Source organism: Metasolibacillus sp. FSL K6-0083 (genome assembly GCF_038630865.1).
GTDB classification, from domain to species: Bacteria; Bacillota; Bacilli; order Bacillales_A; family Planococcaceae; genus Metasolibacillus; species Metasolibacillus fluoroglycofenilyticus.
Genome location: NZ_CP152046.1, coordinates 1,987,761 through 2,013,697, shown reverse-complemented (window position 1 = coordinate 2,013,697; position 25,937 = coordinate 1,987,761). Strand labels below are relative to the sequence as shown.

At 40.8% G+C, this 25,937-nt stretch carries 21 protein-coding genes and 1 riboswitch; all 21 genes read left to right on the top strand.

Going from position 1 to position 25,937, the window contains the following annotated elements:
* Positions 1–533 precede the first annotated feature (533 nt).
* The 21 genes from MHB51_RS09385 (at position 534) to icmF (ending at position 25,809) form a co-directional block, all read left to right on the top strand.
* Entirely contained in the window at positions 534–686 is a 153-nt protein-coding gene (locus MHB51_RS09385; RefSeq protein WP_161485097.1) for a hypothetical protein, read from the top strand.
* Positions 687–890: 204 nt separating this feature from the next.
* Entirely contained in the window at positions 891–1,031 is a 141-nt protein-coding gene (locus MHB51_RS09380; RefSeq protein WP_342558002.1) for a hypothetical protein, read from the top strand.
* A gap of 350 nt (positions 1,032–1,381) precedes the next feature.
* Entirely contained in the window at positions 1,382–1,939 is a 558-nt protein-coding gene (locus tag MHB51_RS09375; RefSeq protein WP_066168168.1) for a cupin domain-containing protein, read from the top strand.
* Positions 1,940–2,046: 107 nt separating this feature from the next.
* Positions 2,047–2,481, top strand: a complete 435-nt coding sequence (locus MHB51_RS09370) for a DUF1934 domain-containing protein (RefSeq protein ID WP_066168170.1) — start codon at positions 2,047–2,049, stop codon at positions 2,479–2,481.
* Complete coding sequence (gene argS / locus MHB51_RS09365; protein WP_066168173.1) at positions 2,481–4,148, top strand: arginine--tRNA ligase; 1,668 nt, start codon at positions 2,481–2,483, stop codon at positions 4,146–4,148. Before MHB51_RS09370 ends, argS begins: the two co-directional genes overlap by 1 nt.
* A gap of 977 nt (positions 4,149–5,125) precedes the next feature.
* Complete coding sequence (locus MHB51_RS09360; protein ID WP_342558001.1) at positions 5,126–6,304, top strand: acyl-CoA dehydrogenase family protein; 1,179 nt, start codon at positions 5,126–5,128, stop codon at positions 6,302–6,304.
* Complete coding sequence (locus MHB51_RS09355; RefSeq protein WP_342558000.1) at positions 6,294–7,151, top strand: transporter substrate-binding domain-containing protein; 858 nt, start codon at positions 6,294–6,296, stop codon at positions 7,149–7,151. The genes MHB51_RS09360 and MHB51_RS09355 overlap by 11 nt, the downstream gene beginning before the upstream one ends.
* An 80-nt stretch (positions 7,152–7,231) precedes the next feature.
* Positions 7,232–7,942: an amino acid ABC transporter permease gene (locus MHB51_RS09350; RefSeq protein ID WP_066168181.1), complete on the top strand. Its 711-nt coding sequence runs from the start codon at positions 7,232–7,234 to the stop codon at positions 7,940–7,942.
* Between the two features lie 12 nt (positions 7,943–7,954).
* Complete coding sequence (locus MHB51_RS09345; protein WP_342557999.1) at positions 7,955–8,668, top strand: amino acid ABC transporter permease; 714 nt, start codon at positions 7,955–7,957, stop codon at positions 8,666–8,668.
* 19 nt (positions 8,669–8,687) lie between these two features.
* Positions 8,688–9,443, top strand: coding sequence for an amino acid ABC transporter ATP-binding protein (locus tag MHB51_RS09340; protein ID WP_342557998.1), 756 nt, complete (start codon positions 8,688–8,690; stop codon positions 9,441–9,443).
* Between the two features lie 79 nt (positions 9,444–9,522).
* A riboswitch (cobalamin riboswitch) is annotated at positions 9,523–9,705 on the top strand.
* A 110-nt stretch (positions 9,706–9,815) separates the two neighbouring features.
* The gene (locus tag MHB51_RS09335) at positions 9,816–10,778 is read left to right on the top strand and encodes an ABC transporter substrate-binding protein (protein ID WP_342557997.1); all 963 of its coding nucleotides are present in this window, start codon (positions 9,816–9,818) and stop codon (positions 10,776–10,778) included.
* 399 nt (positions 10,779–11,177) lie between these two features.
* On the top strand, positions 11,178–12,182 hold the full coding sequence (locus MHB51_RS09330; RefSeq protein ID WP_066168190.1) for an iron ABC transporter permease: 1,005 nt from the start codon (positions 11,178–11,180) through the stop codon (positions 12,180–12,182).
* Positions 12,182–13,636: an adenosylcobinamide amidohydrolase gene (locus tag MHB51_RS09325; RefSeq protein ID WP_342473130.1), complete on the top strand. Its 1,455-nt coding sequence runs from the start codon at positions 12,182–12,184 to the stop codon at positions 13,634–13,636. Before MHB51_RS09330 ends, MHB51_RS09325 begins: the two co-directional genes overlap by 1 nt.
* 5 nt (positions 13,637–13,641) lie before the next feature.
* The gene (locus tag MHB51_RS09320) at positions 13,642–14,202 is read left to right on the top strand and encodes a cob(I)yrinic acid a,c-diamide adenosyltransferase (RefSeq protein ID WP_066168449.1); all 561 of its coding nucleotides are present in this window, start codon (positions 13,642–13,644) and stop codon (positions 14,200–14,202) included.
* Between the two features lie 378 nt (positions 14,203–14,580).
* Positions 14,581–16,893: a heterodisulfide reductase-related iron-sulfur binding cluster gene (locus MHB51_RS09315; RefSeq protein WP_342557996.1), complete on the top strand. Its 2,313-nt coding sequence runs from the start codon at positions 14,581–14,583 to the stop codon at positions 16,891–16,893.
* Positions 16,894–17,481: 588 nt separating this feature from the next.
* A complete protein-coding gene (locus tag MHB51_RS09310; RefSeq protein WP_066168195.1) occupies positions 17,482–18,678 on the top strand; it encodes an acetyl-CoA C-acetyltransferase in 1,197 nt (398 codons plus the stop codon).
* Positions 18,675–19,523, top strand: a complete 849-nt coding sequence (locus MHB51_RS09305) for a 3-hydroxybutyryl-CoA dehydrogenase (protein WP_107942024.1) — start codon at positions 18,675–18,677, stop codon at positions 19,521–19,523. Before MHB51_RS09310 ends, MHB51_RS09305 begins: the two co-directional genes overlap by 4 nt.
* Before the next feature lie 12 nt (positions 19,524–19,535).
* The gene (locus MHB51_RS09300) at positions 19,536–20,672 is read left to right on the top strand and encodes an acyl-CoA dehydrogenase (RefSeq protein WP_107942025.1); all 1,137 of its coding nucleotides are present in this window, start codon (positions 19,536–19,538) and stop codon (positions 20,670–20,672) included.
* A 19-nt stretch (positions 20,673–20,691) separates the two neighbouring features.
* Positions 20,692–21,828 carry an acyl-CoA dehydrogenase gene (locus MHB51_RS09295; RefSeq protein WP_342557995.1) on the top strand — a complete coding sequence of 379 codons (1,137 nt, stop codon included), beginning with the start codon at positions 20,692–20,694 and terminating at the stop codon, positions 21,826–21,828.
* A 3-nt stretch (positions 21,829–21,831) separates the two neighbouring features.
* Complete coding sequence (locus MHB51_RS09290) at positions 21,832–22,467, top strand: TetR/AcrR family transcriptional regulator (protein ID WP_066168203.1); 636 nt, start codon at positions 21,832–21,834, stop codon at positions 22,465–22,467.
* A gap of 102 nt (positions 22,468–22,569) precedes the next feature.
* Positions 22,570–25,809 carry a fused isobutyryl-CoA mutase/GTPase IcmF gene (gene icmF / locus MHB51_RS09285; RefSeq protein WP_342557994.1) on the top strand — a complete coding sequence of 1,080 codons (3,240 nt, stop codon included), beginning with the start codon at positions 22,570–22,572 and terminating at the stop codon, positions 25,807–25,809.
* Positions 25,810–25,937: the final 128 nt, after the last annotated feature.

Here is a 25,937-nt window from a genome sequence, read left to right as displayed (position 1 = left end):
GTGTTTCCTAAACGTTCCGCAATGGCTTTATCAGGAATACTGTTATTCATAAGGATTGTAGCATGTGTATGCCGTAAACCATGTATCGTTGTGCTGGTAGCTTAACTGCCTTTACAAGGCGATTAAAGATTGCATTTAAGCCTGTAGAAACAAGTATGTGGTGATAGAAAAATAAACGAATCATCTTTCGCTAGATCATTATGTAGCTTGCGGTCATGTGAAAATAACAACGCTTTAACAGCCGTTCGATAGCTTTTGTAGCTGCTGTATGACCATGCTATCTTACACTCGCTATTCTTTGTTTTGGTAGAGCCTACACCGTTATTCCCTCTTGTTCGCTCAATTGTGATTGTTTGATTAGCAAAATCGATATTTCGCCCTTTATAAGCAATTGTTAAAAATAAGCTATAGTAAACAATATCTTCATGCTGCTTAGTATGGTTCAGTAGTACACTAAGTGGACTAGGAGTAAGGTACTTTCAAGCTTGGCAGTGTGTAAGTGGGAGTAGGTCAAATTTGAAAGGAGCATTAACATGAGTCAATTAGTATTTATTCAAGATAGCCAAGTTATTACAGACAGTTTAACAATTGCCGAAATGTTTGGAAAAGACTACGATAAAGTTGTTCGTGATATTGAAACTCAAAATTCAACGAAGCGAATGAAGGTGAATGGGGTACCACTTTAAAGGAAACGTTGAAGTATGTAATTTTGAAATTCTTTAATTTAAAGGTATTAAAAAGCGCTAGTTCTTAATGAAAAGATATTACTGTGTGACCACCTAAAGCATAGGGACCGCATTTAAGGGAATCTTGACGAGTAACATCAGCATGCTACAATAAATACGCAGCATCTAGCTGACTTCCTTTTTTCTTGAAAGGAGGTGCACTACATGCCTAAGTTCTCACGACAAAAAAGAACAAAGCTAAAAGAAAGAAAACAGCGTAAAGAAAGACTAGCCATCTTTCGATACGTAACGGATGTATTCCGTGTGATAGATACCATCTATCGTTTCTTTCGTATGATGCTGTAAACAAGGAGCACCATTCAGTATTTTACTGGGTGGTGCTTTCTTTTAGATAAAATAAAAAAACGCCCAAGAGCCACTTGGACGTTGTACTACATGCGATTCTCACGACAAGAACCTTTCTGCCTATTATTTTACCCCTTGTAGGGTAAATCGTCAAGGCATTCATAGTGTATGTAGTATTCGATATTGTTATTCACGCACAAAAGGCATTCGCTTTGAATGAATAAATGCCTTATTGTAGTGGTTAAATATAGAGGCTAGTTTTGTCCCAGCCCATTTTTAAATTTTTTAACTAAATTTTAACCTTGGCACTTTATAATAAATGGATTCGGAAATTTAAGGGAGTGAAGGAAATGCTAGCAGCTACAGTACGGCATAAATTTACAGGTGAGCAAATTACATTTATTGAGACAGCGGCATATACGAATGGTCGCTATTTATTGATAGAGGTGATGTTGCCGCCAAATGGAGAGGGACCACCATTGCATTATCATGATGAATTTGTCGAGGAGTTTACGATTTTAGAGGGCATCTTAACAGTTTCAGTGGGAGAGCAGGACCATGTTTTAACTACGGGGCAGTCGATTACTGCCGAGATTGGCACAGCACATACATTTAATAATCGCCATGAGGAAAATGTGCGATTTCGGGTGAAATTAACTCCGCCGTCACAGTTTGAGGAATCTGTTAGAATTCATTATGGCTTGATGGATGATGGATTAACGAACGAGCAAGGTGTACCAAAAAATATTTTCCATCTCATTTTAATTTTGAAATTGCAAAACACATTAATAGCGGGCAAGTCTCTAAGTATACAAAGAGTTTTATTTAATTTGCTTGTGCACCTCGGCAAGTTTTTTAAAATGTATCAATCTTTAGAAAAGTATACGGGCAAAAAAATCAACGTTTGATACAAATTTATTACGACAGTGTTTAGTTGATACCTCTTGCCTAAACAGCGAAAACCATCCTATAATAATAAGGTTATAGTCATTGACAAAAAAGGAGTGTGCCGCGCATGCAGGATGTAGGAACAAAGGTGAAAATTAAGCTTGTTTCATCCATTATCCCGACAGACGGTGAGCTTGAAACGTATGAAATGTGGCTGCAAGGCTCCTATGTGGAAAAAGCAGGCAGTTGCTATTTGCGTTATGAGGAAATGCAGAAAGAGGCTCATATTCGCACGACGGTGAAGCTAGCAAACGGACAAGCCTTTATTTTGCGTGGAGGCGATGTCAACATGCGCCTACCTTTAAATATTGAACAGAAGGAAAATGGTCATTATGAAAGCGTCTATGGCACATTACCGCTCGTAACCAAAACATACGCTTTAGCATTTGAGCCAAATAGAGGTAGTATCCAAGGCCAATTTATTGCACATTATGATTTAATTGTAGGTGGTGCAGTGGCAGGCAATTATAAATTAGAAATTCATTATACGGAGGTAAAATAATGAACGCTGTTGAGCAATTACAACAATCGATTAAAATGGCTTTAGCAAATGCAGTTGCTAAGGCGCAATTGGTTGAAGAAAGTACGGAATATACAATTCATTTAGAAACACCGAAGGATAAGGCAAATGGGGATTTTGCAACAAATATTGCGATGCAGCTAACGAAGCTTGCGAAAAAGCCACCACGCGCAATTGCAGAGGCGATTGTTGAAAATATTGATTTAGCAGGGGCGAATATTGAAAAAATTGATATTGCAGGACCGGGCTTTATTAATATTACGGTGCGCAAAGATCTTTTAACAGGCGTTGTCAAAGCGGTGCTTGAGCAAGGTGAAGCATATGGTCGTTCGACGGCCGGCGCAGGCGAAAAAGTACAAGTAGAGTTTGTATCAGCAAATCCAACAGGCGATTTACACTTAGGGCATGCACGTGGAGCGTCTGTAGGGGATTCATTGTGTAATGTACTAGATTTCGCTGGCTATGCAGTATCACGTGAATATTATATTAATGATGCTGGAAATCAAATTAATAATTTAGCTTATTCACTAGAAGCACGCTATAAGCAAGCGCTCGGTATGGAGGCGGAAATGCCAGAGGATGGCTACCATGGGCAAGATATTATCGACATTGCGGGTAAATTGGCCGAAGCACATGGCGCAAGCATTTTAGAGCAAACGGATGAAGAACGTTTTAAATTTTTCCGTGAGCATGGCCTGAAGTTAGAGCTAGAAAAATTACAAAATGATTTAAAAAACTTCCGCGTTGAATTTGATGTGTGGTATTCAGAAACATCATTATATGAAAACGGGAAAATTGAAATAGCGTTAGATAAATTGCGTGCGAATGGTCATGTTTTTGAAGAGGAAGGGGCAACTTGGTTCCGTTCGACAACATTTGGTGATGATAAAGACCGCGTGTTAATTAAAAATGATGGCTCGTTCACTTACTTAACACCAGATATCGCTTACCATGAGGATAAAATTGTGCGCGGCTTCGATAAGCTAATTAACATTTGGGGAGCTGACCACCATGGTTATATTCCACGTATGAAAGCAGCAATCGAGGCACTTGGCTACGAGCGCGATACGTTAGAGGTAGAAGTTATTCAAATGGTACAGCTTTATAAAAACGGTGAGAAGTTCAAAATGTCAAAGCGTACTGGTAACGCAGTGACGATGCGTGAGCTTGTAGAAGAGGTAGGCTTGGATGCAGTACGGTACTTCTTCGTTAAAACAGCAGGCGATTCGCATATGGACTTTGACCTTGATTTAGCTGTGTCACAGTCAAACGAAAACCCTGTTTACTATGCGCAATATGCACATGCTCGTATTTGCTCGATTTTACGTCAAGCGGATGAGCAAGGCTTACAAGCAAGCTTAGATAATTTACAGCTACTAACGGCTGAAAAAGAAATTGATGTATTGAAAAAGATAGGTGCATTCCCGCAAGTTGTTGCAGATGCAGCGAAACACCGTACGCCGCACCGTATTGCTAATTATATCCAAGAGTTAGCGGCCGCATTCCACAGCTTCTACAATGCTGAAAAAGTAATAAACGCGGAAAATGAGCAATTATCGTCTGCCCGCCTTGCATTAATTACAGCAGTACGCACGACACTAGCAAACGCTTTAAAATTAATCGGCGTAAGCGCACCCGAAAAAATGTAATATGGAAATGAAAAGCTGAGGCTGTCGAAAAAATGGACCCTCAGCTTTTTTATTTGGAAAAGTAAAACACAGATAAGTCATGGAAATGAGCAGATAATTCTACAGGTTGCAAATAAATCAAGGCAAGCTGCAAATATATTTGAAAAGTCGCAAATAAATCAAAGCAAGTCGCAAATAAACCAGGGCAAGTCGCAAATATATTTGAAAAGTCGCAAATAAATCAAGGCAAGCCGCAAATATATTTGAAAAGTCGCAAATAAGTCGGGGCAAGTCGCAAATATATTTGAAAAGTCGCAAATAAATCAAGGCAAGCCGCAAACATACTTGAGAAGTCGCAAATAAGTCGGGGCAAGTCGCAAACATATCCGAGAAGTCGCAAATAAATCAGGGCAAGCGCAAACATACTTGAAAAGTTGCAAATAAATCAAAGCAAGCCGCAAATATACCCGAGAGGTTGCAAATAAAATAGGGCCATTTGCAAATATCCAGATGACAGCTGCTAATATAATGCAAAAAACGCTGATATCTCAATGTAGGCCGCGGCTATGATTTATAAACTGCCAATATCTAAAAGCTCCTAATCATATTCAAAGCCACCGATAAATCCCAAATACTTAAAAAATCATTACTCTACGCCATGCGATTATTTTGTGGATTGGCTTTTCAACCGTATTTTAATGTCTAACTGATTGATTTGAGGCTTCTTTGACATGACTAAAATAGGCACGTTATTCAGAGAGGGAGATTCTCAAAAAAGTTTTGTCTGAAAGTTGCGTTTGCGTGTTTTCAAACTTTCTTTATTTTAAAATACCAGCATTTAATTTTTATTTTAAAAGCTATGGCATATATGCTTTTTTTGAATAATATATAAAACCTATAAAAAAACTTGGTATAAACTATTGACTTCCATTTTTGCTAGTCGTACAATCAATTTCAACATCATTCAAAATTGATTGAAAATTAGGGAGGCTATTATTGTGAGTAAACAGCTTTTCATTAAAACAACAGAACAGCGACAATGGTTAGAGAAAATTGCTACGTTGGAGGAGACGTTTAAAAGTCGCTCGCAGCAAATTGATGAGCTTGGGAGCTTCCCGCATGAAAATATTCGTGCATTAAGGGAGATTGGTTATACGAAAATTACATTGCCAAAGCAGCTTGGCGGCGAGGGCTTCACTATTTATGATGCAGTTTTATTGCATGAAACGTTGGCTAGCTATGATGCAAGTACAGCGCTCACTATAGGCTGGACGCTGTTAACTGTAGGTGATTTATTTGAACATGAGGAATGGGAGCCTGCGATGCTACAAAAATTTGCGCAGGAAGTAGCGAACGGCGCAATTATTAATCGTGCGGTTAGCGAGTTTGCTATGGGTAGTCCGACACGTGGTGGCAGACCGACAACGACTGCAAAGAAAACGGCGGAAGGCTGGTTAATTAATGGGCGTAAAAACTATACAACAGGTGCACCAGAGCTGGATTATTTTTTAACATCTGCTTGGATAGAGGAGCAAGAGAAAATTGGATTTTTCCTTATTCCACACAAAGCCAAAGGTGTCACAATCGATGAAACATGGGATGTAATTGCGATGCGTGGTACAGGTAGCCATGATTTAGTATTGCAAAATGTAGAGCTAAAGCCATCTGATTTGGTTGAAATTCCGAGTTATTCTACAGGTTTTAAGGTGAATGGTTGGGCATTATTAGTTCCTGCTACTTATTTAGGTATCGCACAAGCTGCACGTGATTATGCTGTTCATTTTGCGACAACACATAAACCAAATAGCTTAAATGGTCCGATAAGCGACTTGCCAAATGTGCAAGCACTCATTGGAGAAATTGAATTAGCACTGGCAACAGCACGCTTCACATTGTACGGGGCGGCAGAGGCTTATATAAATCCGACTCGTAAACAGTTTGTGCAGCAAGAACTCAATATTGCCAAGCATGTTGTGACAAATAATGCATTGCAAATTGTGGATAAGGCGATGCGCTTAGTTGGTGCAAAAAGCTTGCAACGCAATAATCCACTGCAGCGTTATTATCGTGATGTGAGGGCAGGCTTACACAATCCACCAATGGATGATATGACAATAAAAAAGTTGGCTGAAGCAGCTATTCAACAAGCAAAAGGAGAGACTTTACATGTTAATTAAAAAAATATTACAGTTTACAGCAATCAGCTTTGCAGCGGTTTCTATACTAGTGGCGTGCAGTGACGGCGAGGGTGCTACAACGTCAAATGGAGAAGCGGTGAAAAAAGTAAAGGTAGCTTATGACCAGTCAGGCAAGCCAATGACTTATATTGATGAAAACGGTAATCCAACAGGCTATGACGTTGAAGTAATGAAATTAGTTGATGAAATTTTAGAAGATTACGAGTTTGAATTTGTTGGAACGTCCAACGATGATTTATTAATCGGTGTTGAGCAAGGGAAGTATCAGGTAGGTGTGAAAAATGCCTTCTGGACAGAGGAGCGAACAGCAAAATTTATTTTTCCACAGGAGTTTTTAGGATTAAGTAGTGCAGGGCTTGTTGTAAAAAAAGAAAATGCCCATATTAAAAATTTAAGTGACTTTGCTTCAGCAGGGTTTACGCTAGCGCCAATCGCGGCAAATAACGCCCAGTATACAGTCATTGCTGAATACAATGAAGCGAATCCGGATAACCAAGTCAAGCTACAGGCAGGGGAGGAGTTTTCGGTTGATGTTGTGCAATGGGTGAATGAAGGGCGTGTAGATGGTGGTGTACAAATCGAAGGTAGCTTTAACGGTCAAGTATTAACGGAGGGCGGCCCGTATCATCATTTAAAGGATGAGGTTGTGTATAACGAGTTTGCAGTAATTAAAACATGGCCGCTATTTAATAAAAAGGAGCAGGAATTCGCAGATGCCTATGATAAAGCAATTCAGCAGTTAAAGGAAACGGATGCGCTAAATAAGCTAAGCGAACAATTTTACGGTAAGGATTTATTCAAAGTGCTAGATTCTGTAAAACGTTAGATTAATTGAATAGCTAAGGGAGAGCATATGCAACCTGCTTTCCCAAGAGCTGCATACATAATGAATCGGTGGTGAGATGAATGGAAAAATACTTTGATATCACTTATTTATGGTCAGCGCTTCCACAGCTATTGCCATTTTTATTTGTGACATTATATGTTGCTGCTCTTGCGGTCGTTTTTGGTAGTGTTGCTGGATTGGTACTAGCGATGGCGAAATTGAGCAATCATGCATTGCTGCGTTGGCTTGCGAATGGCTATACAACAATTATTCGTTGTACACCTTCGATCGTATTATTATTTCTTGTGTACTACGGGGTTCCGGCATTCGCTGAAAATTTATTAAATATCAATTTGCATAATGTGCATACAGGTGTTTTTGTAGTGATAACATTTAGCTTACAGTTTGCGGCGATGATGTCCGAGGTAATTCGTTCTTCTTATTTAGCAATTGATAGAGGACAGCATGAGGCAGCTGTTAGCGTCGGTCTCACACCACTGCAAGCCTATCGACGCATTGTTTTTCCACAAGCATTTGTTGTTGCCATACCGAATTTTGGCAATGGCTTAATTGCGGTATTACAGGAAGGGGCACTTGCCTATACGATAGGCTTTATCGATATTGTAGGAAAGGCAAATTTAATTATTGCGAATAACTATGGTACGCATACGTTAGAAATTTTTATGGCTTTAGCTATTATTTATTGGATTTTGTCGATTACGTTAGAGAAGCTATTTGCAAAATTGGAGCGAGCATTTAGCAAAGGGAAGAGCTCAATCAAGGCGACATAAGGAGTGATGTGCATGGATTTTATTAATATAGCATTTTTAATAGATACCTTTTGGGTTGCGCTTAGCGGTGTGCCAATTGCGTTATTGGTAACGATTGTATCGCTTATATTAGCAATACCTTTAGCTTTTCTACTTGCCATGTCGCGTATTTATGAAGTGCCGATTATTAACCGCTTAACAAAAATTTATGTGTCTTTTGTGCGTGGCACGCCAGTAATTATTCAAATTTTTGTGCTCTACAGCAGCATCCCACTCATTTTAGCAGGTCTATTTGAAAAATATAATATCAATTACTCCATTTATGATGTGAATCCATTATGGTATGCCCTTATTATATTTACGTTTAATACAGCCGCGGTGTTAACGGAAGTGTTTCGCTCGGCATTGCAAACTGTGCCTAACGGTCAGCTAGAGGCGGCATATTCTGTTGGTTTGACAACAGCGCAGGCTTACTGGCGTATTGTCATCCCACAATCTTTGGTAGCGGCGTTACCTAATTTATGTACTGCAACGATTAATTTGATTAAGGCGACATCGCTTGGTTATGCCATTTCGTTACAGGAAATTACATTGAAGGCGAAGGTTGCTGCGAATGTTGGCTACAATTATTTAGAGGCATATATCGATATTTTCATTGTTTATTTAATTTTATGTATGACGGTAGAGTATTTATTTAAACGCTATGAACGCTATTTAAGTCGCTATAAAATGAATCTTCAAAGTTAAATGTAAAGGGGGAGAGCTGATGCTACAAATTACAAATATTCATAAATCATTCGGGCGCAATGAGATTTTAAAGGGCGTTGATTTAACTGTTTCAAAAGGGGATGTTGTTGTTATTTTAGGTCCCAGTGGTTCAGGTAAAACAACATTGCTGCGCTGTATTAATTTTTTGGAGCGTGCGGATAAAGGAACGGCGAGCTTTGGTGAAATAACAGTTGATTTAAGAAATGCCTCTAAAAAGGAAGTGCTTGCTGTACGTAAAAAAACCGCCTTTGTATTTCAAAATTATAATTTATTTCATAATAAAACGGCACTGGAAAATGTCGCAGAAGGCTTAATTATAGGTAGGAAAATGAATAAGGAGAAAGCGTATGGACTTGCGAAAGAGGCACTCGATCAAGTAGGTTTGACGCATAAATATGATGCCTACCCAAGTCAATTATCTGGTGGTCAGCAGCAGCGGGTTGGTATAGCCCGAGCTATTGTATTATCGCCTGATGTAATTTTATTTGATGAGCCGACATCAGCGCTTGACCCCGAGCTTGTAGGGGAAGTTTTAGAGGTCATGAAAACAATCGCGAAGTCTGGCACAACGATGATTGTCGTCACACATGAAATGTCATTTGCGCGAGATGTAGCAAGCCATGTCATTTTTATGGATGGAGGTCAAATTGTTGAGGAAGGCTCCGCGCATGAGATTTTTGTACAACCAAAAGAGGAGCGCACAAAGCAGTTTTTACGTCGCGTACTACCTGAAGAGTATAACTACCATATTTAGCACCTACACAATCTCAATTTTTTCGCTATAATTAAAGTGGAGACATTGAGATTTTATTCATTGTCAAAGATAAAAAAGTTCATAGTGAAGCACAAAAGGTTCCTTGTAGATGATAAGGAGTAAAAGGGAAATCAGTGAAAATCTGATGCGGTCCCGCCACTGTAAATGCTAGTTTCTAGCGGTATGCCACTGAATTTTCGGGAAGGCGCTAGAGATGTATGATGCATAAGCCAGGAGACCTGCCTTTCGTGTAAAGCCAATGACAACCTACGAGGATAGGGTGGCGCCGCTATTTTAATAGTGCCCTATTATAATCTCTCGTATTTGTCGAGGGATTTTTTTGTTATTTTGTTTAATTAGGAGGAATTAGAAGTGAAAAAGTTTTGGTCAATTATAATGACGATGCTGTTAGCAACAGGCTTGCTTGCAGCGTGTGGACAGGATGACAATAAGGAGCCACAAACGCAAGGTGAGCAGCAAACAGAAGTACAGCAAGAAACGGACGAGCTCGCAGCAGCCTTTCCTGCGACAGTAACAGATGCTTTAGGCAGAGAGGTTACGCTTGAGCGTGCACCAGAAAAAATCATCTCTTTAACACCATCAAATACAGAAATTTTATTTGCTTTAAATTTAGAAAATGAGGTTGTTGGCGTCAACGATATTGATGATTATCCACCAGCAGTAGCTGAAAAAGAAAGAGTCGGTAGCATGGAATACAATGTTGAAAAAATCGTCTCCTTACAGCCCGATATTGTTTTTGCACATGAATCAAGCATGTTCGCAGTTGAGCCAGCATTAGAGCAATTAGAAGCAGCGGGCGTAACGGTGTTCGTCGTTAAAAATGCGGCAACATTTGAAGAAACATATATGACAATGGAACAAATCGGTACTTTAACAGGTAAAGTAGAAGAAGCAGAGAAAATGGTGGAATCTATTAAAACGAAGCTAGCTGATATACAGGCAAAAGTGGAAGGACAAGAAGAAAAATCAGCTTTCGTTGTTGTTGGTATGACACCAGATATTTATGCAGTTGGTCAAAACACATTTATGGATGAGATGCTAAAAGCAATCAATATTAAAAACGTTGTTGAAGCAGATGAATGGCCAATGTATAGTCCAGAGGATTTTGTTGCAAGCAATCCAAGCACAATTATCGTGACATACGCAGAAGATGTGGACGCAGTTTTAAATAACCCAGCATTTGCTGAAATGGATGCGGTGAAAAACGGCGCAGTTTACACTGTAGATGGCAGTATGACAAGCCGTCAAGGTCCTCGCATTGCGGATGGGGTAGAATCAATTGCAAAGGCAATGTATCCAGAAATTTTTAAATAAAGTGAAACTTCAATCAGTGGGATTCCTCATCCCCACTGATTGTTAGTTGACCCACTCGGGCATTTACGGGCAGTTAATCTCGCACTTATCTTTTAGCGTATTGTCACTTAAGTCTTGAAGTGGGCGTTTTACTGCCCGTTAATGCGGGATAAATCTGGATGAGGGCTGCCTAAAAGAATTATAAGAAATTGAATATTTGTTGATTATTCCAAATAAAGGGGACATCTAAAAAAACGTCTATAATCGGCGTTTTGGACGATGACTTTTTGGTAAAAGGTTTATTCCTAAGCGATAGAGAAGAAACGAAAATCTCCCTTTTAATATGATACCAATACAAAATTCCCTTTTTGGATAGTCCTACTCCAGAATAAGCGTTTATTTAAAGGCAGGCGATTCTATTTGAGTCAAAATAAAAAGGCAGTAATTGCATATGTCATATCAATTGCATTACTACTCATAAGTATATGGTTAGGAGTTGCGGTAGGTTCAGTGAACATACCGCTATCTACTTTATGGGATAGAGAGGCTGACCCAACCGCCTACAGTATTTTATGGAATATTCGAATGCCTAGAGTAATGCTTGCTGCGCTCGTTGGTGCGTCGCTGGCGATAGCGGGGGCAGCATTTCAAGGTTTATTAAAAAACCCACTCGCTGATCCATATACGCTCGGTATCTCGTCAGGGGCCTCTGTCGGTGCAGTGGCAACTATTTATTTTTCAGTATCGCTTCCGATGCTTGGCGTTTTCACATTGCCGATTTTTAGTATGCTTGGCGCAGCGATAACAATGATAATTGTGATGACTTTTGCGCGCCTTGTTGACCGAACGATGAAAATGGAGACATTAATATTAACTGGGGTTATTTTTAGCTCTTTTTTAGGTTCCTGTATTTCTTTAATGATTGCGTTGACAGGGGAGCAGCTACGAATGATTATGGGCTGGCTACTTGGTAGCGTTTCGATGCGCGGCTGGCCATATGTGCAAATGATTATCCCGTTCGTTATTATCGGTGTACTTTTAATTTGGTTAAACCGTCGTGAGTTGAATGCGATGGTTTACGGAGAAGAGCGTGCAAAGCATTTAGGCGTTGATGTGAAGCGCAGTAAATATATTATTTTAGCTGGTGGTTCTATACTGACAGGTGCTGCGGTTGCCGTCTCTGGTACGATTGGTTTCGTTGGGCTTGTCGTGCCACATATGGTGCGCATGCTTGTCGGCGCAGACCACCGTTTGCTGCTAATTTTATCGCTCATTAATGGCGCAAGCCTTCTCGTGATTTGCGATTTAGTGTCACGTACAATCATTGCGCCAACAGAGCTGCCTATTGGGGTCATTACAGCATTTATCGGTGCGCCCATTTTTGCTTATATTTTTTACAAGCAACGTAGAAAAGGGGGAGCATAATGCTACAAGTAGAGCAAATTTCTGGTGGCTACGGTGCGACACCGATTATTAAAAATGTTTCATTCACAGTATCTAAAGGGAAAATACTGGGGATTCTCGGACCGAATGGTAGTGGCAAATCTACATTGTTAAAGGTGATTAGCGGCGTTTTACCTACAATAAGTGGACAAATTTTACTCGATGGTAAGGGAATTGATGCCTATTCAACGAAGGAGCTTGCGAAAAAAATGGCTGTACTGCCTCAGTTACATGCTAACGCTTTTTCCAATTCTGTACGTGATGCGGTGTCGCTCGGTCGTTATCCGCATCAATCTAGTTTCTTTGCCAGTTGGTCGGAGCAAGATGAGCAGGCTGTACAAACGGCGATGCGACAAACAGGTGTGCAACAATATGAGCATGCTTATTTGGAATATTTATCGGGCGGTGAGCAGCAGCGTACTTTTATCGCACAGGCACTTGCGCAATGTGCGAATCTTTTATTGCTTGATGAGCCGACAAATCATTTAGATATTGCGCATCAGCAGCAAATATTAGATATGATTCGCAAACAAGCGTTAGAATGTGAATTAACGGTAGTATCAGTTTTTCACGATATGAACTTAGCGGCATTGTATTGTGACGAGCTTTTGTTAATGGATAAGGGGCAAGTCAAGGCATTCGGCAAGCCGCATGAGGTGTTACTAGAAGCGCAAATTGCAGAGGTCTACGGGGCAAGGGTGACTACATATGCACATCCCGAGCTACCAAAGCCTCAAGTAACGCAGCTACCAAGGCTCAAGCAGGAAAATGTATTCGCGCCGGTGACGAAGGAGCATTTCGCAATAACGGACAGCTATGTGCACTTTCAAGCGGAGGCACCGCTAAAGGTTGTATCATCAGCAGTTTATAATGCAGGTATGGGCTGGTATACGACCTTTATTAATCGCACTGTCGAAACTACTTATCATGCTGAAAATATGAAGGACGAGGTAGAGTCATTTTTAAGGGCTCATAACTTGGTGCTGACGAATACAGTGGTTATGCTTACAGCACTTGCTGCAAAAAATGCTGTAATTGAATCATATGCGGATGGACTTGTGCTCATTGCAGTCACAGCCGGCATAGACAATGCTGTAGATGTGACAAGAGCCTATGAGCAAGAGGAGCAGCCGCATATCGGAACAATCAATACATGGGTTATTATTAATGGGAAGCTATCTGATGAAGCATTCTATCAAGCGATGATTACAGCAACAGAAGCAAAAACAAGGGCATTAGCAGAGCAAAACATTCAAGATGCTCGAACAGGTACAATCGCGACAGGTACGAGTACAGATAGCCTTTTAATTGCCGCAACACAAAGCGGGGAAGAATTGCCCTATGCAGGACCTATTACAAAAGTGGGTAAATGGATTGGGCGAGGCGTTTTCGATGCGACATCGAAAGCAATTGCAAAATACAAAAAGGAAGGATGAGTGAAATGAAACTGTATACAAAAAAAGGGGACACAGGTAAAACAAGCATTATTGGACGCCGAGTAGACAAGGACGATTTACGCGTAGAGGCATACGGCACAATGGATGAGCTAAATTCAATTATTGGTAAAGCGATGACGGAGCTAGAGAAAGAATTGTTCCAAGATATTTTAGCGGATTTAGAAAGCATTCAGCATGAATTATTTGATGGTGGTGGCGATTTAGCCAATGTAATGAAAGAGCGTGTTTACAAGCTAACAGAAGCACCAATCGAAACAATGGAAGCTCGCATCGACATTTTAGTTGAGGAAGCACCTCCACTGCGCCGCTTCATTTTACCTGGTGGCTCGCCTGCTGCAGCCACACTTCATATTGCCCGTACAATAGCGCGCCGAGCAGAGCGCCAAACGGTAACATTAATGAAGGCTGATAATGATGTATCACCAGTCGTACAAAAATATTTGAATCGACTTTCAGACTACTTATTCGCTGCCGCGCGAGTAGTAAACGTGAGACTAAAAGTTTCAGATATAGAATACATTCGCAGTGCAGATGTGTTTAAATAAGAAGTGGAGAAAGCGTCCAAAATCCTTGCAATTGCGAGGTTTTGGACGCTTTTTGAGCACTAGCTGAAATAAGGATAAATTTGAGAACGTAGAATAAACCTTTGCAAACATGGAATAAACTTCGGAAAACGTGGAATAAACTCCGGAAAACATGGGGAATAAATCCCAGAAAACATAGAATAAACTCTAAAAAACATGGAATTTAGCTCTTGAGAGTATTCGAAATGCCTTGAATAGATAAGAAATAATAAAAATAGTATTGACTGAATGCTCATTCACAAATTACAATATGACTTATAGAAGATTACACTTTATAATAATAGGGGAAAGCGCACAAAGGGGTTTGCTTAATATAGTAATTCATGAGGGGGAAAGACAATGAGCACATTGCTAATTGTGAATTGGATAGCGTTTATCGCAGTAGTGCTGTATGGGGTTGGACTATTTGCATATTTACTAAAAACACGCTATGAATTTATTAAATTGGGGAAAAAAGAAGAATTTAATCAAAAAATGTCTGACCGAATTAGCGATATTATAGAAAAGGTATTTGGGCAGTCCAAGCTATTAAAAGATAAAAAAATGGGGATTGTACATGTACTCTTTTTCTATGGCTTTTTACTTGTTCAGCTTGGGGCAATTGATTTAATTTGGAAAGGGCTAAAGCCTGAATCGCATTTACCGTTTGGTCCGCTTTATCCGTTCTTTACATTTTTCCAAGAAATTGTGGCATTAACAATTTTAGTGGCGGTTGTTATAGCGTTTTATCGTCGTTATGTGGAGAAGCTTGTTCGCTTAAAGCGCGGCTTAAAAAATGGACTTGTGTTAATTTTCATCGGTGGTTTAATGGTCTCGACACTAATTGCCAATGGGATGGGCTTAATTTGGCATGAGCATGGTTTAACAGGCTCAGAGCCAGTAGCATCAGCTATTGCCTTTATTTTTGGTTTCTTATCACCAAAAATTGCAGCAGCTATTTTCTATGTTGCGTGGTGGGTGCATTTACTTATTTTATTAACATTCTTAGTTTATGTACCACAATCAAAGCATTTCCATCTGATTACGAGTATTTTCAATGTTTTCTTAAACCGTCAAGAGCGTATGGGCACACTTCGTCCAATCGACTTTTCAGCGCTTGAAGAGGCAGAGGATGAAGAGGACATGCCGACGCTTGGTGTAGGGAAAATTCAAGATTTTACACAAAAACAATTAATCGACCTTTATGCATGTGTGGAATGTGGGCGCTGTACAAATATGTGTCCAGCAACAGGAACAGGAAAAATGCTGTCTCCAATGGACTTAATTGTCAAATTGCGTGATCATTTAACAAATACAGGTGCTATCGTAACGAAGCAAAAGCCATGGGTACCATACCAAATGTTCAAAAATACACAAGGTAACCAACTGGCTATGGCTGCAGGAGCAGAAGGTGCGGTTATTGAAAATATCTATAGCCCATCATTAATTGGTGATGTCATTACAGAAGAAGAAATTTGGGCTTGTACAACTTGCCGTAACTGTGAGGACCAATGTCCAGTTATGAACGAGCATGTTGACAAAATTATTGATTTACGTCGTTATTTAACGATGACAGAAGGAAAAGTAAATCCAGATGCACAGCGCGCGATGACGAATATCGAGCGTCAAGGAAATCCGTGGGGCTTAAACCGTAAAGAGAAAGAAAACTGGCGCGAGCTGGATTCCTCGATTTCGATTCCAACTGTTAAGGAATTGAAAAAATCGGGCGAGGAAATGGAATATTTATTTTGGGTAGGCTCAATGGGCTCATTCGACAATCGTTCTCAAAAAATTGCATTGGCGTTTGCGCGTTTAATGAATGAGGCAGGCGTGAAATTTGCGATTTTAGGTAATAAAGAGAAAAACTCAGGTGATACACCACGTCGCTTAGGAAACGAGTTTTTATTCCAAGAGCTAGCGACGGCTAATATTGATGAATTTGAGAAAAATGATGTTAAAAAAATCGTGACAATCGATCCGCACGCTTATAATATTTTCAAAAATGAGTATAAGGACTTTGGCTGGAATGGTGAGGTATTGCACCATACAGAGCTACTATACGATTTAATTCAACAAGGTCGATTGGTTATGAATCATAAAGTAGAGGAAACAATTGTTTTCCACGATTCTTGTTACTTAGGCAGATATAATGATGTTTATGACCCACCACGTGAAATTTTAAAAGGCATTGCAGGTGTGAAGCTTGTAGAAATGGAGCGTAACCGTGAAACAGGTATGTGCTGTGGCGCTGGTGGAGGCTTAATGTGGATGGAAGAGCATGTCGGCAATCGCATTAATGTTGCCCGCACAGAGCAGGCATTAGCGACGGATGCCTCTGTTATTTCCTCTGGCTGCCCTTACTGCTTAACGATGTTATCAGATGGCACAAAAGCAAAAGAAGTAGAAGATACAGTAGGTACATTTGACATCGCAGAAATTCTAGAACGTGCCGTTTTCGGTGATAAAGTAGTGGAGGCTCCTGTAGAGGAGGAAGTTGAAGTTCTTGCTGAAGAAGGGATTCCAGAGCCAATGACTGAACAGGTTGAACCAGCTCCTATTGAGGAGGTAGCATCAGAGCAAATAGATGCAGCTGTGGAACAAGTAGAATCTACTCAAGAGGTAGAATCTGAAGCTTCTGCTACGGAGGAAGCATCGACAGAAAAAAGAGAATAGAAGTTCAAGCAAGCAGAAGAAGCCCTGAAAAAGCACAAGAAATCCATTTGATAAAAATGCCGATTTCTTGTGCTTTGAACTTCATTCAGCAATTTTTCTGCGTGGAGCACATGGTTTTGTAACGATTGCAAAATGCCAAGTATAGGTACAAAAGTATTTCCCTCATAAATGGTGAGATGAATACAAGCATTAGACTGATTTCCCATTAATTAAGAGGAACTCAGCCTAAGTCCACTGTACACTAAGGTAACGACTGAGTGACCAACATCATGTTGCTTAGACTTGCGGCGGATGTCACAGCGCGGGACGATTTTAGGTTAATTTTCATCAAACTACTTAAAAAAACAGGAAGCAATTACGTTGAGGTGTAATTGATTTCTATGGGCAAAACAACTATTAATCGGGCGAATTGTTACTTTCAGACTAGAAAAATAAATTAATCTAAGCAAGCAAGTTTAAAAAAGCTTAAAACAGTGATTGAAAATTCACATTCTTTCTAGTAAAATTTGAACTAATAGCACAATTAAATATTTTTTTATACAATAACTGAGCGAGCGTTCAGTCGAAACTAAACAAGGGGTGTTTATTTTGAATAGAACAGTTATTTTAGATGGTGCACGTACGGCATTTGGTAAGTTTGGGGGAGGCTTATCGAGCTTGCAGGCGAGTGATTTAGGAGGGGCAGCTATAAAAGCTGCATTAGAAAGAGCGAATCTCGAACCTGAAAATGTTGGAGAGGTCATCATGGGAACAGTGTTGCAGGCTGGGCAAGGGCAAATTCCTTCGCGTCAAGCTGCGACGAAAGCTGGTATTCCATGGAATGTAAAAACGGAGACGGTCAATAAAGTGTGTGCATCGGGGATGCGAAGTGTGACGCTTGCAGATCAGCTAATTCGATTAGGGGACGAGGAAGTGATTGTTGCAGGTGGTATGGAGTCGATGTCGAATGCACCGTACTATTTACCAAAGGGACGCTTTGGTTTACGTATGGGAGATGGGCAGCTTGTAGATGGTATGGTATTTGACGGACTATCTTGTGCATTTGATCCACAGCGTGTACATATGGGGACATATGGTAATCAGACTGCGGATAGCTTTCAGATTACACGTGAGCAGCAGGATGAATGGGCATTACGTAGCCATCAGCTTACATTACAAGCGATGGAATCTGGTAAGCTGGCAGAGGAAATTGTAGCAATCGAAATTCCTCAGCGTAAAGGAGAGCCAGTCGTTGTGAAGACAGATGAAGCACCACGAGCTAGCACAACTTTGGAAGCGTTATCAGGATTGAAATCAGCGTTTAGCAAGGATGGTACGATTACAGCGGGGAATGCACCAGGAGTGAACGATGGAGCTTGTGCATTAGTATGTATGAGTGAGGAGCGAGCGCAACGTGAAAATCGCAAGCCGCTTGCGACGATTATCGGACATGCGGAGGTTGGTGTAGCGCCACAGGATTTTCCGCAAACGCCAGGGCTTGTCATTCAAGCATTACTCAATAAAACAGGGAAGACATTAGCTGATATTGATTTATTTGAAATTAACGAGGCGTTCGCAGCAGTTGCACTCGTTAGCAATAAAATAGCTGGCTTAGATGAAAATAAAGTAAATGTAAATGGTGGTGCGGTTGCGCTTGGTCATCCAATAGGTGCAAGCGGTGCACGTATTATTTTAACTTTAGCTTATGAATTACGCCGTCGCGGTGGCGGTATCGGCATCGCAGCTATTTGTTCAGGTGGCGGTCAAGGGGATGCAATTATGATTGAAGTGGGGGCAGAAGCATGATTCAAAAGGTAATGGTAATTGGCGCAGGACAAATGGGCTCAGGAATTGCGCAAGTTTGTGCACAGGCTGGCTATACAGTTTTGCTAAATGATATTAAGCAGGAATTTTTTGAACGAGGCATAGGGGTAATTACAAAAAATTTAACGCGTGATGTAGAAAAGGGACGTAAAACAGAGGAAGAAAAGCAAGAAATTCTAGCGCGTATTACGATGTCGTTAGATTTACAGGATGCAAGTAATGTGGATATCGTTATTGAAGCAGCAGTGGAAAATATGGAAATAAAACAATCAATTTTCAAACAGCTTGATACGATTGCGCCAAAGCATGCGATTTTAGCGACGAATACATCGAGCTTACCAATAACAGAAATTGCTGCTGTAACAACTCGACCAGAGCAAGTGATTGGTATGCATTTTATGAATCCGGTGCCTGTAATGAAGCTGGTAGAAATTATTCGCGGCCTGGCAACTGCTGATGAAGTTTATAAAGCAGTAGAGGAGATGACAGTCAAGTTAGCGAAAACCCCTGTAGAAGTAAATGACTTCCCAGGCTTTATTTCGAACCGTATTTTAATGCCGATGATTAATGAAGCAATTTATGCACTTTATGAAGGTGTTGCGACAAAGGAAGCCATTGATGATGTGATGAAGCTCGGCATGAATCACCCAATGGGACCGTTAACATTGGCAGACTTTATTGGCTTAGACACATGTCTATACATTATGGAAATTTTACATGATGGCTTTGGTGATAGTAAGTATCGCCCTTGCCCATTGTTACGCAAATACGTAGCAGCAGGCTGGTTAGGTAAGAAATCAGGGCGCGGCTTTTACGTATACGACTAGGAGGAGTACACGATGGAATTACGTTTTACAGAAGAACAGCAAATGATGCGCGGCATGGTAAAGAACTTTGCAGAAAGTGAGATTGCACCATTTGTTGAACGAATGGAGGCTGGTGAATTTCCACGCGAAATTTTGAAGAAGATGGGCGAGCTTGGTTTAATGGGGATAACAGCACCTGAACAGTATGGCGGCTCAGAAATGGACTTTACATCATATATTATCGCTATTCATGAGCTATCGAAAGTCAGTGCAGTAGTAGGAGTTATTTTATCTGTACACACATCTGTCGGTACGAATCCAATTCTTTATTTTGGCAATGACACACAGAAGGAAAAGTATGTGTCAAAGCTAGCCACAGGAGAATATTTAGGAGCCTTCTGTTTAACTGAGCCTGGTGCTGGTAGTGATGCAGGCTCATTAAAGTCACGTGCTGTTAAAGAGGGAGACCATTATGTTATTAATGGCTCGAAAGTATTTATTACAAACGGCGGAGAAGCGGATGTTTATATTGTCTTTGCTAATACAAAGCCAGAGCTTGGCTCACGCGGTATTTCAGCGTTTATCGTAGAGAAGGATACACCTGGTTTAATTATTGGTAAGGATGAGCAAAAAATGGGCTTACATGGCTCACGCACAGTACAGCTGACATTTGAAAATATGCTAGTGCCAGCAGACAATTTGTTAGGGAACGAAGGGGAAGGTTTCAAAATCGCGATGGCAAACTTAGATGCAGGTCGCATTGGGATTGCGGCGCAGGCATTAGGCATTGCAGAAGCAGCTTTGGAGGCAGCGACAGCGTATGCTAAGGAACGTGTACAGTTTGGCAAGCCAATCGCCGCACAGCAAGGTGTAGGCTTTAAGCTAGCGGATATGGCGACGGCGGTAGAGGCGGCGAAGCTTCTCGTTTATCAGGCTGCAAATTTACGCTCGCAGGGCATGGCATGTGGAAAGGAAGCATCTATGGCGAAACTATTTGCCTCTAAAACAGCAGTTCAAGTAGCAATTGATGCGGTGCAAGTGTTTGGAGGCTACGGTTATACAGAGGATTATCCAGTGGAACGCTATTTCCGTGATGCTAAAGTAACGGAAATTTATGAGGGTACGAGTGAAATTCAGCGCATTGTTATTGGAAAAAACCTATTGAAATAAATACAAGGGGGATTAAGAAATGAATTTTCAATTAACAGAGGAACATGAGCAATTACGTGAAATGATTCGAGATTTTGCTATAAATGAAGTAGCTCCGAGTGCGGCAGAGCGCGATGAACATGAGACGTTTGACCGCGCGATTTTTGATAAAATGGCGGAGTTAGGTTTAACGGGTATTCCATGGCCAGAGGAGTATGGTGGTGCAGGTTTTGATTATCTTGCATACTGTATCGCAGTAGAGGAGCTTTCGCGCGTATGTGCATCAACAGGCGTAACATTATCAGCACATACGTCATTAGCAGGCTGGCCAATTTATAAATATGGTTCAGAGGAGCAAAAGCAAAAATATCTTCGCCCAATGGCAGAAGGTGAAAAAATCGGCGCATACGGCTTAACAGAGCCAGGCTCAGGCTCTGATGCAGGCGGTATGAAAACTTATGCAACATTAGATGGTGACCACTATGTACTAAATGGTTCGAAAATCTTTATTACAAACGGTGGGATTGCAGACATTTATGTTGTTTTTGCTGTAACTGACCCAGAGGCGAAGCATGGGACAACAGCTTTTATTGTAGAAGCAGATATGCCGGGCTTCTCTGTAGGGAAAAAAGAGAAAAAGTTAGGTATTCGTTCATCGCCAACAACGGAAATCATCTTTGATAATTGCCGTGTACCAAAGGAAAATGTGCTAGGTGAAGTCGGACAAGGCTTTATTATCGCGATGAAAACATTAGATGGCGGACGCAACGGAATTGCTGCACAAGCGGTTGGTATTGCACAAGGCGCACTAGATGCAGCGGTAGAATACGCGAAGGAACGGGTGCAATTTGGCAAGCCGATTGCAGCGAATCAAGGCGTTTCATTTAAACTTGCAGATATGGCAACAGCGGTTGAAGCATCGCGTTTATTAACATATCAGGCAGCTTGGCTGGAGTCGAATGATTTACCATACGGCCAAGCATCAGCGATGGCAAAATTAATGGCAGGCGATACAGCGATGGACGTGACAACGGAGGCAGTGCAAATTTTTGGAGGCTACGGCTATACAAAAGATTATCCTGTAGAGCGCTTTATGCGCGATGCAAAAATTACGCAGATTTACGAAGGCACACAAGAAATTCAACGCCTTGTAATTTCGCGTAATTTAACGAAGTGATATATGGCTAAGAGCAAGGAAAAACTGCAAGTTGAGACGTCTGTAAAAGATGCGCAATTAATCGAATTTCGCCGCCAACAAATTATTAATGCAGCGATTGTGCTATTTAAAGAAAAGGGCTTTCATCGAGCGACGACACGTGAAATTGCTAAAGTAGCGGGCTTTAGTATTGGTACGTTATATGAATATGTACGCACGAAGGAAGATGTGCTGTACTTGCTATGTGACAGCATTTACCACGAAGTAAAGCAGCGACTTGATCGTTTCCCACAGCATTCGGGCACAATTGATGAGCTAAAAGAAGCGATTAAGCAGTACTTTTTATTAATTGATAGCATGACAGATGCATTCACAATTATGTATCAAGAATCAAAGTCATTATCGAAAGAGGCGCTGCATTACGTTTTAAATAAAGAATTGGAAATGGTTGCACTCTTTCAAAATATACTGAAAAATTGTGCCGAACAAGAAGTCTTGCGCCTCTCAGAGCAGGAGTTATTTTTAGCAGCGAACCATATCGTTATACAAGGGCAAAGCTGGGCATTTAGAAAGTGGGCCTTGCATAAGCATTGTACAGTCGATGAGTTTATTGCATACCAAACGAATACATTGTTATTTGGTATTATGCGCAAGCAGTAGGAAAAAATTTTAGCTAAAATTAGCGCAAATTGCATACGTAGCCGCTATGCAATTTGCGCTTTTACTATAAGGGGCAAAAAGCAAGCGAAAGGGGAAAGAGCAATGGGAAAAGTAGAGGTATACCGTGCGCAGCATCATGTACGCTTCGTGACGGCATCTAGTTTATTTGATGGGCATGATGCATCGATTAATATTATGCGCCGCATTTTACAATCAAGTGGTGTGGAAGTGATTCATTTAGGACATAACCGCTCTGTTGAAGAGGTTGTGAATGCAGCTATTCAAGAGGATGCACAAGGAATCGCTATTTCAAGCTATCAAGGCGGGCATATGGAATATTTCAAATATATGTACGACCTTTTGCGAGAGAAAGGTGCACCACATATTAAAATTTATGGTGGCGGTGGTGGCGTTATTTTACCGCGTGAAATTAAAGAACTACATGAATACGGCATCGCAGGTATTTTCTCACCAGAGGATGGGCGTGTACTTGGCTTGCAGGGGATGATTAATCGTCAAATTGAGGGGACAGATTTTTCGACATTGCAAGGCGATTATTTAGAAAAACTCCATCAGCTTTCAACGGATACACCTGAAATTTTAGCAAATTTAATTACGGCTGCGGAAATTGGTGGTGAAGGTGTTCAGCCTTTATTGCAAGAGGCACGTACTAAATCGAAAAATACGCCTGTTCTCGGGATTACAGGTACTGGTGGGGCAGGTAAATCCTCTTTAACAGATGAGCTTATTCGTCGTTTCTTGCAAGAATTTCCAGATAAAAAAATCGCTATTATTTCGGTGGACCCAACGAAGCAAAAAACGGGTGGCGCATTACTAGGGGACCGTATTCGTATGAATGCAATTTTCAACAATCGTGTGTATATGCGCAGCTTAGCAACGCGAGACTCACATACGGAGCTATCTGCTTCAATTGGTGATGTACTCGATGTTGTAAAAGTAGCTGGCTATGATTTAATCGTTGTTGAAACAAGTGGTATCGGTCAGGGTGACGCTGAAATTACGAAGCATACAGATTTGTCCATGTATGTGATGACGAGCGAATTTGGTGCACCGACACAGCTTGAAAAAATTGATATGATTGATTTTGCTGATATTATTGCAATTAATAAATTTGAGCGTAAAGGCTCCGAGGATGCGCTGCGTCAAGTGCAAAAGCAGTATCAACGCTCACGTGAACTATGGACTGCTAATTTAGATGATATGCCTGTTTATGGAACGATTGCTAGTCAATTTAACGATAAAGGAACAAACTCTCTATTTGCAGCACTTGTAAAAACAATTAATGAAAAGTTTGAACTAGATTGGGAAACAGCTTATGAGCAATCTATAAAAACACAAAAGCAAGATGTGATTATTCCAAATGAGCGACGCTATTATTTACGTGAAATTACAGATGCTGTGCGTGGTTATCATAAAAAAGCCGAACAGCAAGTGGAATTTGCTCGCAAATTATATCAGCTGGAGGGAACAAGGCAGCAGCTTGCTGCATCAGAGGAAGCATTAATTGCATCAATTGATACATTAATAGAAGCTGTCAAAAATGAATTATCCGCTGAATCCAAGCGAATTTTAGCGAACTGGGCAGCTTTAAAAGAGGCGTATGCTGGTGAAGAGCTTGTAACGAAAGTGCGTGACAAGGAAATTCGTACAGTTTTGCGAACGACATCTTTATCAGGTACAAAAATTCCGAAAGTTGCCTTGCCGAAATTTGTAGACTACGGTGAAATTTTACGTTGGGTCTATGCGGAAAATGTACCGGGCGAATTCCCATATACAGCAGGAGTATTCCCGTTTAAACGTGAAGGGGAAGACCCGAAGCGTCAATTTGCTGGAGAGGGGACGCCAGAGCGCACAAATAAACGCTTCCACTATTTATCAAAGGACGATGATGCTAAGCGTTTATCAACGGCATTTGACTCGGTAACGTTATACGGCGAGGACCCACATATAAGACCTGATATTTACGGTAAAGTTGGGGAATCAGGCGTCAGCATTTGTACTTTAGATGATATGAAAAAGCTGTATGCAGGCTTTGACTTATGTGCACCTTCCACATCTGTATCAATGACAATTAATGGACCAGCGCCAATTATTTTAGCGATGTTTATGAATACAGCAATTGACCAGCAGGTAAAAAAGCATGAGGAGAAGCTAGGGCGTGTCCTCACAGTGGAAGAATTTGCTGAAGTGCGTGCAAAAACGCTTCAGGTCGTGCGTGGCACAGTGCAAGCTGATATTTTAAAGGAAGACCAAGGTCAAAATACATGTATTTTCTCTACGGAATTTGCGCTGCGCATGATGGGCGATATTCAGCAATATTTTATTGACCATAAAGTGCGCAATTACTACTCGGTATCAATTTCGGGCTATCATATTGCAGAGGCAGGGGCAAATCCAATTTCACAGCTTGCCTTTACATTAGCAAATGGCTTTACTTATGTGGAATATTATTTAAGCCGAGGCATGCATATCGATGATTTTGCACCAAATTTGAGCTTCTTCTTCTCGAACGGTTTAGACCCTGAATATACGGTAATTGGTCGTGTTGCACGCCGTATTTGGGCAATTGTAATGCGCGATAAATATGGCGCTAACGAGCGTTCGCAAAAGCTGAAATACCATATTCAAACATCAGGTCGTAGCTTACATGCACAGGAAATTGATTTCAATGATATTCGTACAACATTGCAGGCATTAATGGCACTGCAGGACAATTGTAATTCATTGCACACGAATGCCTATGACGAAGCGATTACAACACCGACTGAGGAATCTGTGCGACGCGCGATGGCCATTCAAATGATTATTACGAAAGAACACGGCTTATCGAAAAACGAAAATCCCCTACAAGGAGCCTTTATCGTGGAGGAGTTAACGGATTTAGTAGAGCAGGCTGTTCTAGAGGAATTTGACCGTATGAATGACCGTGGCGGTGTACTTGGGGCAATGGAAACGCAATATCAGCGTGGAAAGATTCAAGAAGAGTCCATGTACTATGAGCATTTGAAGCATTCTGGAGAGTTACCGATTATCGGTGTTAATACGTATCTAAATCCAAATCCACCTTCAGCAGAGCAAATTGACAGCATGGAAATTGCACGTGCAACGCAGGAGGAAAAGGATTTACAAATTGCGAACTTAGAAGCATTTAAGGCACGTCATGCAAACGAAGCAGATGAAGCAATCAAACGCTTAAAGCACGCAGCTGTGACAGGTGGCAATATTTTTGCACAATTAATGGATACTGTGCAAGTTGCAAGCTTAGGCCAAATTACGAAAGCGCTTTATGAAGTGGGCGGACAATACCGTCGTAATATGTAAATTGACTGGGGCTGTTTGGAAAGCAATTGCTTTCTGAGCGGCCCAATTTACACCTCCGATGTTAAAATTGAAAAAATTTCGAAAATGCAAATATAATAATATATTGAAGTGCTATAATTGCAGTATAC

What these genes read in the sequence shown, in the direction of transcription:
- MHB51_RS09385 (WP_161485097.1), top strand. Translation starts at nt 534, where the DNA reads ATGAGTCAATTAGTATTTATTCAAGATAGCCAAGTTATTACAGACAGT.
- MHB51_RS09380 (WP_342558002.1), top strand. Translation starts at nt 891, where the DNA reads ATGCCTAAGTTCTCACGACAAAAAAGAACAAAGCTAAAAGAAAGAAAA.
- MHB51_RS09375 (WP_066168168.1), top strand. Translation starts at nt 1,382, where the DNA reads ATGCTAGCAGCTACAGTACGGCATAAATTTACAGGTGAGCAAATTACA.
- MHB51_RS09370 (WP_066168170.1), top strand. Translation starts at nt 2,047, where the DNA reads ATGCAGGATGTAGGAACAAAGGTGAAAATTAAGCTTGTTTCATCCATT.
- argS (WP_066168173.1), top strand. Translation starts at nt 2,481, where the DNA reads ATGAACGCTGTTGAGCAATTACAACAATCGATTAAAATGGCTTTAGCA.
- MHB51_RS09355 (WP_342558000.1), top strand. Translation starts at nt 6,294, where the DNA reads ATGTTAATTAAAAAAATATTACAGTTTACAGCAATCAGCTTTGCAGCG.
- MHB51_RS09350 (WP_066168181.1), top strand. Translation starts at nt 7,232, where the DNA reads ATGGAAAAATACTTTGATATCACTTATTTATGGTCAGCGCTTCCACAG.
- MHB51_RS09345 (WP_342557999.1), top strand. Translation starts at nt 7,955, where the DNA reads ATGGATTTTATTAATATAGCATTTTTAATAGATACCTTTTGGGTTGCG.
- MHB51_RS09340 (WP_342557998.1), top strand. Translation starts at nt 8,688, where the DNA reads ATGCTACAAATTACAAATATTCATAAATCATTCGGGCGCAATGAGATT.
- MHB51_RS09325 (WP_342473130.1), top strand. Translation starts at nt 12,182, where the DNA reads ATGCTACAAGTAGAGCAAATTTCTGGTGGCTACGGTGCGACACCGATT.
- MHB51_RS09320 (WP_066168449.1), top strand. Translation starts at nt 13,642, where the DNA reads ATGAAACTGTATACAAAAAAAGGGGACACAGGTAAAACAAGCATTATT.
- MHB51_RS09315 (WP_342557996.1), top strand. Translation starts at nt 14,581, where the DNA reads ATGAGCACATTGCTAATTGTGAATTGGATAGCGTTTATCGCAGTAGTG.
- MHB51_RS09305 (WP_107942024.1), top strand. Translation starts at nt 18,675, where the DNA reads ATGATTCAAAAGGTAATGGTAATTGGCGCAGGACAAATGGGCTCAGGA.
- MHB51_RS09300 (WP_107942025.1), top strand. Translation starts at nt 19,536, where the DNA reads ATGGAATTACGTTTTACAGAAGAACAGCAAATGATGCGCGGCATGGTA.
- MHB51_RS09295 (WP_342557995.1), top strand. Translation starts at nt 20,692, where the DNA reads ATGAATTTTCAATTAACAGAGGAACATGAGCAATTACGTGAAATGATT.
- MHB51_RS09290 (WP_066168203.1), top strand. Translation starts at nt 21,832, where the DNA reads ATGGCTAAGAGCAAGGAAAAACTGCAAGTTGAGACGTCTGTAAAAGAT.
- icmF (WP_342557994.1), top strand. Translation starts at nt 22,570, where the DNA reads ATGGGAAAAGTAGAGGTATACCGTGCGCAGCATCATGTACGCTTCGTG.